This is a genomic window from Tardiphaga sp. 768_D3_N2_1, assembly GCF_052076105.1.
Lineage (GTDB): Bacteria > Pseudomonadota > Alphaproteobacteria > Rhizobiales > Xanthobacteraceae > Tardiphaga.
This window is the reverse complement of record NZ_CP197245.1, coordinates 5,931,258-5,948,884: the sequence shown is the minus strand read 5'-3', so window position 1 is coordinate 5,948,884 and position 17,627 is coordinate 5,931,258. Positions and strand designations below refer to the sequence as shown.

General features: G+C 62.8%; 13 protein-coding genes. 7 read left to right on the top strand and 6 right to left on the bottom strand.

Going from position 1 to position 17,627, the window contains the following annotated elements; all coding sequences use genetic code 11:
- Nucleotides 1-156 precede the first annotated feature (156 nt).
- Nucleotides 157-1,116 carry a phospholipase D-like domain-containing protein gene (locus AB8A27_RS27965; RefSeq protein ID WP_441244688.1) on the bottom strand — a complete coding sequence of 320 codons (960 nt, stop codon included), beginning with the start codon at nucleotides 1,114-1,116 and terminating at the stop codon, nucleotides 157-159.
- Between the two features lie 73 nt (nucleotides 1,117-1,189).
- On the bottom strand, nucleotides 1,190-2,533 hold the full coding sequence (locus tag AB8A27_RS27960) for a TAXI family TRAP transporter solute-binding subunit (RefSeq protein ID WP_441244687.1): 1,344 nt from the start codon (nucleotides 2,531-2,533) through the stop codon (nucleotides 1,190-1,192).
- A 181-nt stretch (nucleotides 2,534-2,714) separates the two neighbouring features.
- Between AB8A27_RS27960 and AB8A27_RS27955 the strand changes: the two genes are divergently transcribed.
- From AB8A27_RS27955 to feoB, 3 genes are all read left to right on the top strand, one after another.
- On the top strand, nucleotides 2,715-4,520 hold the full coding sequence (locus AB8A27_RS27955; protein ID WP_441244686.1) for an ABC transporter ATP-binding protein: 1,806 nt from the start codon (nucleotides 2,715-2,717) through the stop codon (nucleotides 4,518-4,520).
- A 247-nt stretch (nucleotides 4,521-4,767) separates the two neighbouring features.
- A complete protein-coding gene (locus tag AB8A27_RS27950) occupies nucleotides 4,768-5,055 on the top strand; it encodes a FeoA family protein (protein ID WP_441244685.1) in 288 nt (95 codons plus the stop codon).
- Nucleotides 5,052-6,938 (top strand): ferrous iron transporter B, encoded by a 1,887-nt coding sequence (feoB, locus tag AB8A27_RS27945; protein WP_441244684.1) that lies wholly within the window; start codon nucleotides 5,052-5,054, stop codon nucleotides 6,936-6,938. Before AB8A27_RS27950 ends, feoB begins: the two co-directional genes overlap by 4 nt.
- A 106-nt stretch (nucleotides 6,939-7,044) precedes the next feature.
- On the opposite strand, the gene AB8A27_RS27940 is transcribed toward feoB, so the two are convergent.
- On the bottom strand, nucleotides 7,045-8,637 hold the full coding sequence (locus AB8A27_RS27940) for a gamma-glutamyltransferase family protein (protein ID WP_441244683.1): 1,593 nt from the start codon (nucleotides 8,635-8,637) through the stop codon (nucleotides 7,045-7,047).
- 176 nt (nucleotides 8,638-8,813) lie between these two features.
- Here AB8A27_RS27940 and AB8A27_RS27935 point away from each other — a divergent pair, with 176 nt between their 5' ends.
- Nucleotides 8,814-10,262 carry an amidohydrolase family protein gene (locus AB8A27_RS27935; RefSeq protein ID WP_441244682.1) on the top strand — a complete coding sequence of 483 codons (1,449 nt, stop codon included), beginning with the start codon at nucleotides 8,814-8,816 and terminating at the stop codon, nucleotides 10,260-10,262.
- A 49-nt stretch (nucleotides 10,263-10,311) separates the two neighbouring features.
- Here AB8A27_RS27935 and AB8A27_RS27930 read toward each other — a convergent pair whose 3' ends face one another.
- Entirely contained in the window at nucleotides 10,312-11,565 is a 1,254-nt protein-coding gene (locus tag AB8A27_RS27930) for an acetyl-CoA C-acetyltransferase (protein ID WP_441244681.1), read from the bottom strand.
- A 254-nt stretch (nucleotides 11,566-11,819) separates the two neighbouring features.
- On the opposite strand from AB8A27_RS27930, the gene AB8A27_RS27925 reads away from it, so the two are divergent.
- Entirely contained in the window at nucleotides 11,820-13,382 is a 1,563-nt protein-coding gene (locus AB8A27_RS27925) for an adenylate/guanylate cyclase domain-containing protein (protein ID WP_441244680.1), read from the top strand.
- Nucleotides 13,383-13,509: 127 nt separating this feature from the next.
- Complete coding sequence (locus AB8A27_RS27920; protein WP_441244679.1) at nucleotides 13,510-14,424, top strand: 3'-5' exonuclease; 915 nt, start codon at nucleotides 13,510-13,512, stop codon at nucleotides 14,422-14,424.
- 64 nt (nucleotides 14,425-14,488) lie between these two features.
- Here the strand turns inward: AB8A27_RS27920 and AB8A27_RS27915 are convergent, their stop codons facing one another.
- On the bottom strand, nucleotides 14,489-15,478 hold the full coding sequence (locus tag AB8A27_RS27915) for a Bug family tripartite tricarboxylate transporter substrate binding protein (protein ID WP_441244678.1): 990 nt from the start codon (nucleotides 15,476-15,478) through the stop codon (nucleotides 14,489-14,491).
- Between the two features lie 234 nt (nucleotides 15,479-15,712).
- Between AB8A27_RS27915 and AB8A27_RS27910 the strand changes: the two genes are divergently transcribed.
- Nucleotides 15,713-16,771 (top strand): ketopantoate reductase family protein, encoded by a 1,059-nt coding sequence (locus tag AB8A27_RS27910; RefSeq protein WP_441244677.1) that lies wholly within the window; start codon nucleotides 15,713-15,715, stop codon nucleotides 16,769-16,771.
- Nucleotides 16,772-16,857: 86 nt separating this feature from the next.
- Here the strand turns inward: AB8A27_RS27910 and greA are convergent, their stop codons facing one another.
- A complete protein-coding gene (gene greA / locus AB8A27_RS27905; protein ID WP_441244676.1) occupies nucleotides 16,858-17,340 on the bottom strand; it encodes a transcription elongation factor GreA in 483 nt (160 codons plus the stop codon).
- Nucleotides 17,341-17,627 lie beyond the last annotated feature (287 nt).

Here is a 17,627-nt window from a genome sequence, read left to right as displayed (position 1 = left end):
AGCGCTGCGAAAAGCTGGCGCGGGAGATCGATGACCCCGTGGTTCGCGAGCGGCTGCTGAACCTGGCCACGGAATATGCGCGCCGCGCGGAAAGGAAACCCGTGCAGCCGCGAGCCCGGCTATCGCCGCGGCCGGAGCGGCGCTGAGCGAGACGCGCTACTGCCGGATGCCGTGTTTGTCCAGGTCCGCTTGAACCGCCTCGTCGGAGAGGTCGAGTTTGCGTGAATGTTTCCAGTCATGATGCGAGGTGTCGACGAGACGCTTCACGACATGGTGCGCATCGGTCTCGATGGCCAGTTCGCGGCGGTCGTCAAAACTGCCCGGCGTGAGATTGATCGAACCGACGATCGCGCGTTCCTCGTCGGCTAACAGCATCTTGCCATGCAGCTTCATATCATTGAGCCGGTGCACCTTGGCGCCGACATCATGCATGATGCGCAGGCCCCCAATCCCCTCGATCAGCTTGTTCTTCTTCAGCTTGTGCGGCTGCCGCGCCATGATGTGGACCTGCACGCCGCGCAGCACCGCGCGAACCAGCCGCTCGATGATGTCCGTATCCTGATAACGCTCGTTCTGGATCCAGAGCGTGTCCCGCGCGGAATCGATGAAAGCGCCAATCCGCTCGCGGCCGTTGTTCGGGCACCAGATCAGCTGCGAGTCCGGATGCGGCACAAAGTCCTGTTTCGCCCAGTCGGCGTCGAAGCAATCCACCATCTCGGAGATTTCGAGCTTCTTGGTCGTGGTCACCGCGTAGTCGCGCGTCTCGGTGAGATCGCGCGTCTCCCAGTTCAGCGACTCGACAAAACCCCATTCGTCGTCGATCACCATCGACTTCTGATGGGTCAGCGCGAAAGCAGGATTGCTGTCGCGAACCTCGACCCCGGCAGCAGCCAGCGCCGCGGCGGTTTCGTCATTCTCGCTCTCGCCGTTGCGCCGTGCCGGATTGAGCATGACGCGCACTTTGACGCCGCGCCGTTTGGCGGCAATGACCTCATCGAGCAGCGTCGGATCGGTGAACAGGAACATCCGGATGTTCAGGCTGCGCTTTGCCGCCCTGATCGGATCGACGATGCATTGCGCGGTGTCATCCGGAAACACGAGCAGGTTATGCGTCATGATTGACCTCCCGCGAGAAATGAAGGTGCGCGCAAACGGCTGGTGGCTCTGCAAGACAGCGGCATGGCCTGGACTACGTCTCCAACTCTATACTTGAACGCGGCGCGGCAGAAAACGGGGCGCGCCCCAGCGCCGAACGGCGGTGATGGATGAGATTGTCGAGGCGCTGCGCCGAAGAGACCAGCGTCGCCATTTCAAGTGCGTCTTCATCATCGCGCATGGTCTTCGCCAGCTGCGCGCTGAGAAGGTCGTCGACCTCCTGCTCGATCGCGCACAGTTCCGCATCGTCAGGCGCGGCCCGGATCCGGCGCGGCAATGCATAAAGTGCATTGAGCGTCGCCTCACGGTGGTCGGGCGGGCGGATGCCGAGGAACTTCCAGGCGGCAGCCAGCACAGAGGCAAGGCCGCCAAGGATCATGGGGGCGAGATAGATGTCGTCGCCGTATTTATCCATGAAGCTCTGCTCAGTGCCGTTGTAGTAGGCGGCAGCGCCGGGATGAATGGGGATAAAGGCATCGGGATCGGTGTCGGCAGCGGCGATACCGGCGAGTTGCGGTTGCCCGGCGATCAGATCGCGGCGCGCCGCGATCACCATTTCGGTCAGACGGGCGATCAGGCCGGAATGAAGCTTCTTGTTCGCGACCAGATAGTAACTGACCCGAAGCGTTGTCACGTCGTCATCGGGGACCGGCGGCGCGCCGCGGAGCGACCCTTTCGGAATGTCGAAGCTTTCATAGGCGCCATTGGCATCGGCAATGGCGCCGGCCGCATCGATCGGGATCAGCACCGGTGCGCCGGTTTTGAACAGACCGCGCACCAGGGACAAATACTTCTCGGTGAGCGGAATCACCACCAGCAGGGCGCCGACTTCCTTGGCTTCCACCGCGCGCCGGGTATCGCTGATCTCAAGATTCCTGAATGTGACCTTCGCGCTCGTCAGGTCATATTGCTTGGTGAGTGCATCGACCAGCTTGCGATTGACCTCACCGCCCACCACACCGACGGTGCGGCCGCGCAGGCCTTCGACGCTGGTGATTTTCGAACCCGGAGGCGCGATCAGCATGACGACCGCCTTGGCCATGACGGCAACGGCGCGCGCTTCGGAGAGATCGCCGACATCGGCCCGGACGACAGCGAGATCGACCTTGCCGGAGGAGAACGCCTTGCCGGCATCGACCGCGTTGCCGAAGGTCTCAAAATCCAGCCGGATCGGCGACTTCTTGTTGGCGAAATGACTGGCGATGATCGAGGCCGTCCTGCCGGCTTCGCCATCGATCGACCCGACCGCCAGCTTGAGCACGGTCGGACGTTCGATATAGCGCCAGGTCAGAAGGCCAGCGCCCAGCACCAGACCGAAGATGCCGGCCAACAGAAGTACCCTGCCCCAGAACGGGAAAGCAACGGATCGCACGTTCATGTTCGGTCCTGCGCGGCCCTACCAATCGACTGACGCCCCTGCCAGCATGCGCGGGCTGTCAGCAAAAATCCATCTGTACCCCACTACAGTTAAGACCCGCTAACCGACGGCGGCTATATACTGCGACCGCCCGGGCATCCATGATTCCCGATCTGGACCGCGTTGCTGGAGACAATGTTCGATGGCTCGTCTGGTACTCGAGATGCTCCGGCCCTATCGCGGCTGGCTCGTCATCGTCTTCCTCGCCATGCTCGTCGAGATCGCCATGAGCCTGGCCGCGCCCTGGCCGCTGAAACTGGTGCTCGATGACGCGCTGGGTACTCATCACCTGCCCGCCTGGCTGGACTGGGCCCATGACTATGGCATCGGCCGCCACACGCTGGGCGTGGCACTGTTCGCCGGCATCGCCACGCTGACGATCGCCGTGATCGGCGCCATCGCCACCTATATCGACAACTACTATTCGACATCGGTCGGCCAGTGGGTGGCCAACGACCTGCGCATCTGTATCTATGCGCATCTGCATCGGCTGTCGCTGCGCTACTACGACAAGGCCAAGACCGGCGCGCTGATGTCCACGATCACCACAGACGTCACGACGCTGCAGAACTTCGCTTCATCGTCGACGCTGGATATCCTGCTCGATCTCATCACCATCGTCTTCATGATCGGGCTGATGTTCTGGCTCGACTGGGATTTTACGCTGATCGCGCTCGGCATTACGCCGTTCCTGATCGCCTTCGTGTTCCACTTCAAGCGCGCCGTGAAGGAAGTGACGCGCACGGTGCGCCAGCGGCAGAGCGAGATCGTTGCCGTGGTCCAGCAGGGCCTCGGCCAGGTGCGCGCAGTCACGGCCTTCGGCAGGCAGGATCTCGAACTGGCACGGCTGGAAGCCGCCAGCCATGCGACGGTCGAGGCCGCCATGAAGGCGCGGCAGGTGAAGTCGCTATTGTCGCCGGTGGTCGGTGTCGTAGTGGCATTCTGCACGGCCATCGTACTGTGGAAGGGCACCTCGCTGATCGTTGCCGGTACAATGACCGCAGGCGCGCTGACCGTGTATCTCGCCTATCTCGCGCAGTTCTTCAAACCGGTGAAGGACCTCGCCAGCATGACCAGCGCGATCGCGCAAACCACGGTGGCGCTGGAGCGCATCCAGAACATCCTCGCGGCTGACGATGTGATCGTGGAGAAGCCGGGTGCCGTCGATCCCGGCCGCGCCAAAGGCGCCATCTCCTTCGAGAACGTCGCCTTCGCCTATAGCGAGGAGGCCAGCGTGCTCCGTGATGTCTCGCTCCGTATCGAACCCGGCCAGATCGTCGGCGTGGTCGGGCCAACCGGCTCCGGCAAATCCACGGTGCTCAGCCTGATCCCGCGCTTCTATGACGCGACATCGGGCCGCGTGATGATCGATGGCGTCGATGTCACCGATTACAAATTGTCGGCGCTGCGCGCCCAGGTCGGCTTCGTGCTGCAGGAGACCGTGCTGTTCCGTGGCACGATCCGCGAGAACATCGCCTATGGCCGACCCGGCGCCACTGATGACGAGATTGTCGCCGCCGCGAAGATCGCCAATGCCGACGAGTTCATCAGCCGCATGCCACACGGCTACGACTCCATGGTCGGCGAGCGCGGCGATACATTGTCCGGCGGCCAGCGCCAGCGCATCGGCATCGCGCGTGCGGTGGTGCGCAACAGCCCGATCATGATCCTGGATGAGCCGACGGCGGCGCTCGATCCGGAATCCGAGGCGCTGGTGATCGAGGCGCTGCGCCGGCTGATGCAGGGCCGCACCGTCATCATGATCGCGCATCGGCTCTCGACCATACGCGACGCCGACAAGATCATCGTGCTGAAGGAGGGCGTGGTGGCCGAGCAGGGCTCCAATGACGAATTGATCGCGCAGGGCGGCATCTATGCAGAACTGGTGAAGATCCAGCAGCGGGTGGTGAACGAGCAATCTGCAGGAGCGTCGTCGAGCGTGGGATAGCCGCCACATATTCAAGCGTCGTCCCCGCGAAGGCGGGGACCCGTACACGCTGGAGATTTGATGAAAGCGCTGTAGCGGTGGCTCTTCCGTTTTAACAACACTGACCGTGGTTATGGGTCCCCGCCTTCGCGGGGACGACAGCGGAGAGTGCCGCCCTAGAGGTGCCAGAGCGCCTTTTTATAATCATTCTAATAACATACGCGCGTATGTCTTGACCTTGTCAGGGCGCTGCTCGACAAGGTCGGGCATGACCGTGCACCAGACTGCATCCGAAACATCCACACACGAATTGCGCCTCGGCAATGCGCCGCGCGGATTCATCGGGACCATCGTGGCGTTGCAGCCCGATATTGCAGGCGCCGCCAAGAGCGGCCACGAGCTCGAACGGCATCTGCTGGAAATGGGCTTCACCGAAGGTGCGCGCGTCGAGATCCTGCATCAGGGCGCCATCCAGCGCGATCCGATCGCCGTGCGGGTCGACAATATCACGATCGCCGTCCGCCGGCGCGAAGCCATGGCAGTTGTTGTGAAATGACCAGTACAGACGTGACCACCGAGCGCTTTCATCTCGCGCTGGTGGGAGCCCCCAATAGCGGCAAGACGTCGCTCTTCAACGCGCTCACTGGCAGCCGCCAGAAGGTGGCGAATTATGCGGGCGTCACCGTCGAGCGCAAGGCCGGCGCCTTCGTGACACCGGCCGGCCGTCAGGTGACGCTGCTCGACCTGCCCGGCACCTATTCGCTGCGCGGCCGCAGCCCGGACGAAGAGATCACCCGCGACGTCGTGCTTGGCAAGCGTCCCGGCGAAGCCGCGCCCGATCTGGTCCTGTGTATTGCCGACGCCACCAATCTGCGCCTCACGCTGCGGCTGATCCTGGAGCTCAAGCGCACCGGCCGCCCGCTGCTGGTGGTGCTCAACATGTTCGACATCGCGCAGCGCCGCGGCGTCTCGATCGATGTCGACGCGATGTCCACGGCACTCGGCGTGCCGGTGATCACCTCGGTCGCGGTGAAGAAAGCCGGCGTCGAGGAACTGCGCAAGCGCACCGACGAATTTGCGGCCAATATGCCGGCAATCACCGCCGGCGATGGCTGGAAGCCGCTCGGCCTGTCCGAGATGAAAGCGCTGCAGCGCGAGGCCGACCGCATCATCCGCGACACCGTCAAGATGCCGAGCAAGCCCGACACGCTGACCACCCGCGTCGATGCCGTAGTGCTGCATCCGGTCGCCGGCCTCGCGATCCTCGCGCTCATTCTGTTCGTGATGTTCCAGGCGGTGTTCTCCTGGGCGCAGCCGCTGATGGAGCTGCTGTCGGATTCCTTCGGCGCGCTGGGCACGCTGGTGGCGCAGGTGCTGCCCGAGGGAATTTTCCAGAGCTTCCTGCAGAACGGGTTGATCGCCGGCGTCGGCAGCGTGCTGGTGTTTCTGCCGCAGATCATCATCATCTTCCTGTTCATCCTGCTGCTGGAAGACTTCGGCTATATGGCGCGCGCCGCGTTCCTGATGGACCGCGTCATGGGCGGCGCCGGCCTGCATGGCCGCGCCTTCATCCCGCTGCTGTCGAGCTTCGCCTGCGCGATCCCCGGCATCATGGCGACGCGCGTGATCGATAATCGCCGCGACCGCCTCACCACCATCCTGATCGCGCCGCTGATGACCTGCTCGGCGCGCATCCCGGTCTATACGCTGATCATCTCCGCCTTCATTCCGGCCGAGACCGTCTGGGGCTGGGTCAATCTGCAGGGCCTCGTGATGTTCGGGCTCTATGTGGCCGGCATCACCAGCGCGCTGGCGGCATCCTTCGTCATCAAGTTCTTCATGTGGCGCGACTACCAGCCGGCGCCGTTCATGCTCGAATTGCCGGACTACAAGCTGCCGCGCCTCAAGAGCATCGTGATCGGCGTCTACACGCGCGCCAAGATGTTCCTGCAGCGCGCCGGCACCACGATCCTGTCGATGATGATCCTGATCTGGTTCCTGGCCTCGTTCCCGCAGGCACCGGCCGGCGCCGAAGGGCCGGCGATCAATTACAGCCTTGCGGCCATTATCGGACATGCGCTTGAACCGTTCTTCGCGCCGCTCGGCTTCAACTGGCAGATCGCGGTGGCGCTGATCCCCGGCATGGCGGCGCGCGAAGTCGCGGTCGGCGCGCTCGGCACCGTCTATGCGATCGAAGGCGGCAAGGAAGCGGCCGACGCCATCGGCCAGGCGCTGGCCAGCAAATGGAGCCTCGCCACCGCGCTGTCGTTCCTGGCCTGGTTCATCTTCGCCCCGCAATGCGCCTCGACGCTGGCCGTGATCCGCCGCGAGACCGGCAGCACCAAATGGATGGTGGTGACGTTCCTCTACATGTTCGCGCTGGCTTACGTGGCGAGTTTAATCACCTACACCGTGGCGAAAGCGGCGGGACTGGGCTGAGGCAGAGGAAGCTCGTCATTGCGAGCGCAGCGAAGCAATCCAGAAAGCCAAGAACTGGATTGCTTCGTCGCTTCGCTCCTCGCAATGACGGATCAATAGAGAATCCTCAATAACCCGCCGCGTGGCCGTCCTTGCGCGGGTCGGAGCCGGCGACATAGCCGCCGTCGATCCTGCGCACGAGCTGCGCGCCGCCGAAGCCGAAGGCGGAATCCGGCGGCTCCCGTTCGATGACATGGCCGCGGCTGGCGAGATCTGCCGCGACATTGTCCGGCACAGCCGTCTCGATCGCCACTTTCAAGCCCGCGACATAGCGCCAGCGCGGCGCGTCCGCCGCCGTCTGCGGATCCTGCCCCCAGAGCTGCATGCGCAGCATCATCTGCAGATGGCCCTGCGCCTGCATCGGGCCTCCCATCAGGCCGAAGGCCATCAGCGGTTCTTTGCCCTGCATGACGAAGCCCGGAATGATGGTCTGGAACGGCCGCTTGCGCGGACCGACCTGATTGGGATGACCATCGGTCAGGACGAAACCGAAGCCGCGATTCTGCAGGCTGATGCCGGTACCCGGTACGACCACGCCGGAGCCAAAGCCCGAATAGTTCGACTGGATATAGGACACCATCATGCCAGTGGCGTCGCCAGTCGACAGGCACACCGTGCCGCCGGTCTTCGGCGCGCCGGCGCCAAAATCCTGCGCGCGGCTGCGATCGATCAGCTTGGCGCGTGACGCCAGATAGGCCGGGCTGAGCAGATGCGCGACGGTGACGTCACGCATGTAATCGAGATCGGCCGCATAGGCATAGACATCGGCGAAAGCGAGTTTTGTGGCTTCGATCTGCAGATGGAACGCATCGCCGCTGTCGAGCACGAGACCGTCGGTGCCATAAGTCCGCATGATGCCCAGCGCCATCAGCGCCGCGATGCCCTGCCCGTTCGGCGGGATTTCATGCAGCGAGGCATCGCCGAAATCCTGATGGATGGTGCCGCACCAGTCGTTTTTGTGCGCAGCCATGTCGGCCTCGTCGAGTACTGCGCCATTTGCGCGTGCGAAATCGGCAATGCGCTTTGCGAGTTCGCCGCGATAGAACGCTTCGCCCTTTGTCTCCGCGATCAGCTTGAGCGAATAAGCGTGGCCCGGTGCGCGAAACAGTTCGCCGGCCGCGGGCGCACGCCCGTTCGGCATGAACGCCTCGGCAAAACCCGGCTGGTTCTTCAGTTCATCCGCGCCACGGCGCCACAGCTCGGCAATCACCGGCGAGACGTTGAAGCCGTTCTCCGCATAGGAGATCGCGGGCCCGAAGAGGTCTGCAAAGGGCAGCTTGCCGAACCGCTCGGACAGATCGACCCAGGCCGAGACGGCGCCGGGCACGGTGACGCTTTCCCAGCCGCGATGCGGAAAGGTCTTGTGATTGGCGAAACGCTCAGGGGTCCATCCCGCCGGCGACCGGCCGGATGCGTTGAGGCCATGCAGCTCATTGCCATCCCACAGGATGCAATAGGCGTCCGAGCCGATGCCGTTGCCGGTCGGCTCGACCACGGTCAGCGTGATCGCCGCCGCGAGCGCCGCATCCAGCGCATTGCCGCCGCGCTCCAGCATGCGCAGACCCGCCTGTGTCGCCAGCGGCTGCGACGCCGCCACCACATTGCGCGCCATCACCGGCGAGCGGCGGGAGGCATAGAGGCCATCGTGTCGGTATTGCATCAGTTCAAGCTCTCTTCAGGACTTTGCAGATCAACGTGTCTTCTTATCGACATTTGCACGTGCCGAACAGACAGGTTGCATATGCCGAATAGACAGGCGGGTCTGCTCACCTCTCGATCTTGCACCGCCGGGTCGCTTGCGCCTACGGTTCCTCGCCTTCCATCAAGAGGATCAGTATGGCCATCACCGTCATCCGCAACGCGGACTATGTCGTCGCCTGGGACGCCGCAAAGAGCAGCCACACCTATGTCACCGGCGGCGATGTCGCTTTCGACGGCGGCCAGATCGTGTTTGCCGGCCGCGACTATCGGGGCGAAGCGGCCAAGACCATCGACGGACGCGGTTTCATGGTGATGCCGGGCCTTGTCGATATCCACTCGCATCCGTCCAGCGAACCGCTGAACAAGGGCTTTCTCGACGAGATCGGCTCGCCCGGCCTGTATAATTCGTCGCTCTACGAATACATGCCGATCCTGCGGTCCGATCCGGAAGGCGTGCCGGACTGCGTACGCGTCGCCTATTCGGAATTGCTGCTGTCCGGCGTCACCACGGTGGTCGATCTGTCGATGCCGCATCCGCAATGGCTCGATCTCGCCGGCGAAAGTGGCCTGCGCGTCTATATCGCGCCCGGCTTCCGCTCGGCCCGCTGGTTCACGCCGAATGGCACGCTCGTCGATTACGAATGGAACGAGAAGGCCGGCGAAGAGGGCATGCTGCAGGCTTTCGCGCTGATCGATGCCGCCGAGAGCCATTCGTCCGGCCGCCTGTCCGGCATGATGTATCCGGCGCAGATCGACACCTGCACGCCGCAACTGATGAAAGACAGTTACGCCGAAGCGAAGCGCCGCAACATTCCGTGGCAGACCCATGCGGCGCAATCGGTATCCGAATTCCACGAGATCGTCCGCCGCCATGGCGTGACGCCGATCCAGTGGCTCGGCGAACTCGGCGTGCTCGGCCCGACCTCGCTCGTCGGCCACTCCATCTTCGTCGACGACCACCCGCTGACGCCGTGGCACACGCGCCGCGATCTCGCGCTGCTGGCCGAAACCGGAACGACAGTGGCGCATTGCCCGACCGTGTTCATGCGGCGCGGCATCGCGCTGCGCGATGTCGGCCGCTATCGCGCAGCCGGCATTTCGGTGGCGATCGGCACCGACACCTATCCGCACAACATGATCGAGGAAATGCGCAACGCGACGATGACCTCGCGGCTGATGGCCGGGCATCCGCGCGGCCTGAACTCGACCATGCTGTTCGAGGCCGCCACTACCGTCGGCGCCAAGGCGCTCGGGCGCGACGACATCGGCAGGCTCGAAGCCGGCTGCAAGGCCGATTTTGTGATGGTCGACGTCACCCATCCGATGATGCAGCCGCATCGCGACCCGATCCGCAGCATGATCTATGCGGCGGCGGAACGCGCGGTGCGTCATGTTTATGTGGATGGCCGGCAGGTGGTGAAGGACGGTGTGGTACAGACGTTCGATTATCCGGCTGCGGCGCTGCGTGTGCATGAGGCGCAGATCCGCGCGGAAGAGCGCACGCCGGGTCTCGACTGGGCCGGCCGCAAGCTGACGGAAATCTCGCCGCTGTCATTCCCGATGGCGTGGCCTTCAAACGAATAAGCCGGACGCTTTCGCGCCCGGCTCATTCGGATCAGGCGAGTTAGCGGCGTTACACGCGCTCGATGATGATCGCCGGTGCCATGCCGCCGGCGGCGCACATGGTGACCAGACCGCGCTTGAGGTTGCGGCGCTCGAGTTCGTCGAGAACCGTGCCGATCAGGATCGCGCCCGTGGCGCCGATCGGATGGCCGAGCGCGATCGAGCCGCCATTGACGTTGACCTTGCTGCGATCGAGATCGAGATCGCGCATGAATTTCTCGGCGACCACCGCGAAGGCTTCATTGATCTCCCACAGATCGATGTCTTCCTTCTTGAGACCGGCCTTTTCCAGCACCTTCTTCGCAGCCGGCACCGGCGCATTCAGCATCAGGGTCGGATCGTCGCCGATATTGGCCATAGCCACGATGCGCGCGCGCGGCTTCAGGCCATGCTTGTCGGCATAGGACTTCGAGGTCAGCAGCAAGGCCGCGGCACCATCGACCACACCCGACGAATTGCCGGCGTGGTGGAAATGCTCGATCTTCAGGTCCGGATATTTCTGGTTGATCTGCTTGCGGAAAGTCATGCCGCTGTCATCGAGCGGATGATCGGCCATCGCGGCGAAAGCCGGCTTCAGGCCGGCGAGACCTTCGGCAGTGGTTTCCGGACGGGGATATTCGTCCTTGGCGAGGATGATGTTGCCGTCGTCATCCTTCACCGGAACGATGCTCTTGTCGAAGCGGCCTTCCTTGATGGCGACGGCTGCGCGGCGCTGGCTTTCCAGACCGAGCGCGTCGAGCGCTTCACGCGAAATGCCTTCCATCGAGGCAATGGCGTCGCCGCAGATGCCCTGATGCGACTGCGGATGCACCTTGGCGAGACGCTTGTTGCCCGAGCCCATGCCGAGCGGCGCCTTGCCGGCGGCCATATCCTCGGCAGCCATCGCACCGGTGAGCGACATCATCTCGGTGCCGCCGGCGATGACGACGTCTTCCATGCCGGACATGATCTGCGCCGCGGCGAAGTTCACCGCGGTGATGCCACCGCCGCAGAAGCGATCCAGCGTGGTGCCGGAAGCCCTGATGTCATAGCCGGCATCGAGCGCGGCCATACGGCCGAGATCACCACCCTGCTTGCCGCGCTGGGTCGAAGTCGACCAGATCACGTCATCGACGTCGGCGGTGTTGAGTTTGTTGCGCTCGGCAATCGCCTTGAGCACGGTGGCGGCGAGATGCTGCGGATGCTGTTCGGCGAGCTTGCCCTTGCCCACTTTGCCGATGCCACGGGGCGTGCGGACTGCGTCGATAATATAGGCGTCGGCCATCGTCTTCTCCCAGGAGTTCTGAAGTGTTTTTCTGACCGCGAGATTGGCCAAGCCACCCGTGAAGTCAAGGTGCGCGCGCAGCATGCACGTCTGCCAAAATTGGCGGGCATCGCGCATAGTCCTGGCCGATGCCGGCAAATTGGCACAAGCCGGGCACGATATTATAACCATGCCGGTGCTATGTGGCGGACACTCGCCGTTCCGCTCACACGCGTCGCGTCATGCATTCAGGCCAATTCTAGGGACACACTTCCATGAACAAGCTCGATGCCGCCCGGCGGCGCCCGCGTGCGTTCGTTCCCGGTCTCGTCGTTGCCGCACTGTTGTTGCTGCTTCCGGTGGCGGTGTGGCTCGATCTGACCAATCTGGTTGACGCCGCGTTGCGCCGGCAGGCCAGTGACCTGAACTCCGTGATCACCAGCGTGCGTGGTTATTATGCAACCAATGTGGTCGGGCGCGTATTGGCCCATCAGGGCACCACGCAGGTGGTGCACAATTACGAAAGCGTACCGGGCGCGATCCCGATCCCGGCAACGCTGTCCCTCGAACTCGGCCGCGTCATCGGCGCGCAGCAGGAGAACATCAACTACCGCTTCGTGTCGGACTATCCGTTCCAGAACCGCGCGCCGCACCAGCTTGACGATTTCGAGAAGACATCGCTGCGCAGCCTGCGCGACAATCCCGAGCAGAAGATCATCGATACCAGGACGTCGCTGTTCAGCGACACCGTCCGCATCGTCGCGCCGGTGCTGATGGGCCCGGCCTGCGTGAGTTGCCATAACAGCCACCCGGAAAGCCCGAAGAAGGACTGGAAGGTGGGCGACGTCCGCGGCATCCAGGAAGTCATCATCACGCAGCCCATTGCCGCGAACCTGTTCTCGTTCAAGTTCCTGCTGGCCTATTTCGCGCTGGCGGCCGTCAGCGGCGTCTCGTTCCTCGCTCTGCAGCGTCGCCAGTCGCGGCGCATTGCCGGCATGAATCAGGAGCTGGAAGCCAATAACGATTTCCTCGCCACGCTCTCGATGAAGATCTCCCGCTATATCTCGCCGCAGGTCTACAAGAGCATTTTCAGCGGCCAGAAGGACGTCACCATCCATACCGAGCGCAAGAAGCTGACGATCTTCTTCTCGGACATCCAGAATTTCACGGCGACCACCGAACGGCTGCAACCGGAACTGATCACGAATCTGCTCAACGAATATTTCACCGAAATGTCGGCCATCGCGATGGAACATGGCGGCACCATCGACAAGTTCATCGGCGACGCGATGCTGATCTTCTTCGGCGATCCCGAGACCAAGGGCGACCGCCAGGATGCGCAGGACTGCCTGCGCATGGCGTGGCGGATGCAGCGCCGGCTGATCGAGCTGAACGCGAAATGGCGCACCGAAGGCATCGAGGAGCCGTTCAAGGCCCGCATCGGCATCAATTCCGGCTATTGCAATGTCGGCAATTTCGGCAGCAGCGACCGCATGGACTATACGATCATCGGCGCCGAGGCGAACCTCGCGGCGCGCCTGCAGTCGATTGCGGAACCCGGCGGCATCGTCATCAGCTATGAGACCTTCGCGCTGGTGAGCGACATCATCACCTCGCATCCGCTGCAGCCGATCACAATGAAGGGCATCAGCCGCGAAGTCGTGCCCTATGCGGTGGACAGCGTGATCGACGCCAAGCCGGAGCAATCCGACATCGTGGTGGAGCGCATGCCCGGGCTCGATTTCTATCTGGACCCTTCCGCCGTGCGACCCGACGATGCCGAACGCCTGCGTTCCGTGCTCAGCGAGGCGCTGGCCTCGCTGGACCGCAAGGTATAATCGGACGCAAACGACGCCCGGGCGTTCTCGCACCTGTGTCTATCGGCGGCAGGCATATTGCTCCGATTCAGCGAAGCACATAGTCATGGCTGAATCACGCTGCGCTTGAAGAACTGCCCGGAATCAGATGCTCCAAGACGATCTTAGCCTGCAGGACGATCCCAGCCTTGCCGCCATGGCGGATACGCTCGCCAGATCGACCGACTATCGCGTGCTGCGCCGGCTGATCCCGCGCACCGAATTCGCGCCGGCGAACGGCCAGCCGACACGGTCTGGCATTCTTCTCGATGTCGAGACCACGGGCCTCGATCAGGTTCGCGATGAAGTCATCGAACTGGCGATGGTCAAGTTCGACTATCTGCCGGACGGCAGCATCACCCGCGTCACGGATATCTTCACATCATTCAACGAGCCGTCGCGGCCGATCCCGCCAGAGATTACCGAACTCACGGGGATCACCGACGAGACCGTTGCGGGGCACCGCATCGATCCCGATGCCGTCGCCGCTTTCGCCGAGGACGCCGTCATCGTCATCGCGCACAATGCGGGCTTCGACCGCAAATTTTCCGAGCGCTACTGGCCGGTGTTCCAGCACAAGGCCTGGGGATGTTCCGCGACGGAAGTGGACTGGCGCAAACACGGCTTTGATGGATCGCGTCTCGGCTATCTGCTCGCGGGCGCAGGCTTCTTTCATCAGGCCCACCGGGCGATCGACGACTGTCACGCGCTGCTTGAGATTCTCGCATTCGAATTGCCCGATCTCGGCGAGCCTGCACTGGCCGTTCTATTGGAGCGCGCCCGCAAGAAGACCATGCGGATCTGGGCGGAGCAGTCGCCCTTCGATCTCAAGGACGAACTGAAGCGGCGCGGCTATCGCTGGAGCGACGGCTCCGATGGCCGGCCGAAGTCCTGGTACATCGATGTCGACGAAAGCAAACACGAGAGCGAAATCGAATTCCTGCGCAAGACGATCTATATGCGCGACGTCGAGCCGCGCGTGCAGGCGCTCAGCGCGATGAGCCGGTTTTCGGTGCGGGGCTAGCAGAGTCGGCTGCAGCAGGGCGGGTTAGCGAAGCGTAACCCGCCACACGCTGCTCTATTCACCGTCAGACCGGCTGCAAACCGAGTGCCTGTGCTGCCTCGATCCAGACCGGCAGTTCCTTCTGATACAGCGCGTTGGTCTCCTTGAAGCCGAGCGCGGGTTCGAGCACGAAGGTCTTCAGCACTTCCTTCACTTTGGGATCGCTGTTGGCGGCGACGCAAAGCTGCGCCAGACGATCGACGATCGGCTGCGGCGTCGCCTTGGGCACGGCCCAGCCCGTGAAGCCGCTGACAGTGAAGAATTTTGACGTCGCCCCCTGCTCGGGCAATGTCTTCACGTTGGGGATAGCGTCGACCTTCTTCGAATGCACGGCGAAGACAACACCGCGATCGCCTTGCAGCACGGTCTGCGCAGCGGTGTAGCTGCCCATCGCAAAATCGATCGAGCCTTCCGCCAGTCCCGTCCACATCGGCGCTTCGCCGCGATAATGGATCGGCTCGATCTTGAGGCCATACTGTTTGTTGAGTTCGTTGATGGTCATATGCGGAGCCGAGCCCACGCTATAGGTGCCGAAGTTCACCTTGTCATTCTTGCGCGCGAAGGCGACGAAGTCCTCCAGCGTCTTGACGCCGGATTTCGGACTGGCGACCAGCGGCAACCCGGCGCCGGGAATGACGCTAACCAGCGTCAGGTCCTTGTCCATGTCGTAGCCAGGCGTCTTCAGCATCACCCGGTTCATCACATAAGTGGTCGAGATGGAGCAGAGAATCGTGTGGCCATCTGGCTCGGCGCGCGCAACTTCCGCCGTGCCAATGGCACCGGATGCGCCCGCCTTGTTTTCGATGACGACGGTCTGTCCGACCTGTTTGGAAATATACTCGCCAAAGGCACGCGCGAGCAGATCGGTCTGTCCACCGGCTGGATAACTACAGATCATGCGAATCTGCCGCGATGGCCAGGCGGCCTGCGCCGAAGCATCGCGCGCTACGAACGGCATGGCGACGGCTGCCGATCCGGCAGCAATGAAGTGACGACGATTGATGATTGCAGACATGTTTCCCTCCGTTGTTTTTTATGACGGTAGCCGATCGTTCCATCATTCGCCACGACGATAGACGGGACAGATTGGCGCATTTGAAAAGCAAATCGTTTTCACCTCCGTAGAACTGCACGCATCGGCACGCACCATCTGGATCGCAGCGCGGCAGTGCAGTAGTGTCCGCGCAAACTAAAAATGCCGGACCGTTCGGATCTGGCGCGCACACATCACCTTGAGGAACGAAACACCATGGCGCGGAATATTCTGATTCTCGGAGCTTCCTACGGCTCCTTGCTGGCAACGAAGCTTTTGATGGCGGGTCATAACGTGACCCTCGTATGCCGGAAGAAGACCGCCGAACTCATCAACCGCGATGGTACTGAAGTGCGCATCAAGCTGCGCGACGAACCGACCCACCGCGCTATCTTCTCACGCGACCTGCCAGGCAAACTGGATGCGACCTCGCCGGATCAGGTCGACCTGTCGCGCTACGATCTGGTCGGTCTTGCGATGCAGGAGCCGCAATATACCAATCACACGATCCGCGTGTTGATGATCAAGATCGCCGCGGCAAAGCTGCCGTGCCTGTCGATCATGAACATGCCGCCGCTGCCCTATCTCAAGCGCATTCCGGGGCTGGCCGACATGAATCTCGAAGAGGCCTATACCAATGCGCAGGTATGGGAGCGCTTCGAGCCCGGCCTGGTCACGCTGTGCTCGCCCGATCCGCAGGCCTTCCGGCCGCCGGAAGAAGCCGCAAACGTTCTTCACGTCGGCCTGCCGACGAATTTCAAGGCATCGGCCTTTGCCGATCCGGTTCACAACAAACTGCTGCGCGAACTCGAAGCCGACATCGACGCTGTGAAACTCGATGGCCAGGACGTGCCGGTGAAGCTGAAAGTGTTCGACTCGCTGTTCGTCCCGCTGGCGAAATGGTCGATGCTGCTGACCGGCAACTATCGCTGCATCACGCCGGAAGAGCCGCAGTCGATCCGCGAGGCGGTTCATGGCGATCTGGCTGTCTCGCAGTCGATCTATGATCATGTCGATGCCGTCGCGCGGCGTCTCGGCGCCGACCCCGCAGATCAGGTGCCGTTCGCGAAATATGCCAAGGCAGCCGAGAGCCTGCTGAAGCCGTCATCGGCGGCCCGCGCGGTCGCTGCCGGCGCGCCCTTCATCGAGCGGGTCGATCTTCTGGTGAAGCTGATTTCGCATCAGCTCGGCATGACCAATCCAAATATCGACCGCACGGTCGAAGTCGTCGATCAGAAGCTCAACGAGCGGCTGGAGTCCGGCGCGGGAATCTGACGCGCTGGAGTGACGGTGCTGCAATTGAATACCGGCTTCGCGACTGATCTTTGTCGCGAAGCCACCGCCGTGACGGCGTGTGTCCTCTATTCGATCGACATGATCTCGAGTTCCTGAGCGCCCGCGCCCACGACGTCACCGACGACCTTACCCATGAGCGACTTCGCCACCGGCGAGACGAAGGAAATCGAGCCGGCTTTCGGGTCCGCCTCATCCTCGCCCACGATCCGATAGGTCTGCACACGCCCGTCGTTGCGGCTGAAGGTAACCTTGCTGCCGAAGGCCACGGTGTCCGTCGATGTCGGGGCGGGGACGAGCTGGGCCGTGCGGATGCGGGCCGCGAAATAGCGCATGTCCCGCAGCGGGATGGCAGCCTGACGCCGTCGCTCGTTCACGTCGTCTATCCCGCTTGCCGCGTCATGGGCTTCGCGCGCCTGCTGGAGCTGCGTCTCCAGCGCCTGCAAACCCGCCTCCGTCACGAGGTTCGGATGTGGCGAAATCGGCCGGTCGGGCAACTGGGTTTCCGCAGCCGTTTCGGCACTTTCTTCCTTGGTGAAGGCAACGCTCAATCTCGAACTCCGTATCGACGCGATCCGCTGTGACCGCGTCAGGGACGATTACCCCATCTGTTTGTCAAAACCATGCATAGCAGGGGGCCGCGTCAACGTCCCCCCGCCGCCTCATTTGCTGCTTTGCGGCACCGGGAGACGACAAGGCAGCCTTGTTCCAGCGGAGGGGCAATCCGATTGTGTTTGCGATCTTCGGGGGTTATGGACTGGCTAGACCGATCCTAAATTGGATCGTGGACGGACCCTGCCCTGACCGCAGGGTCTGACATACGCCAATGCCAAGCGCC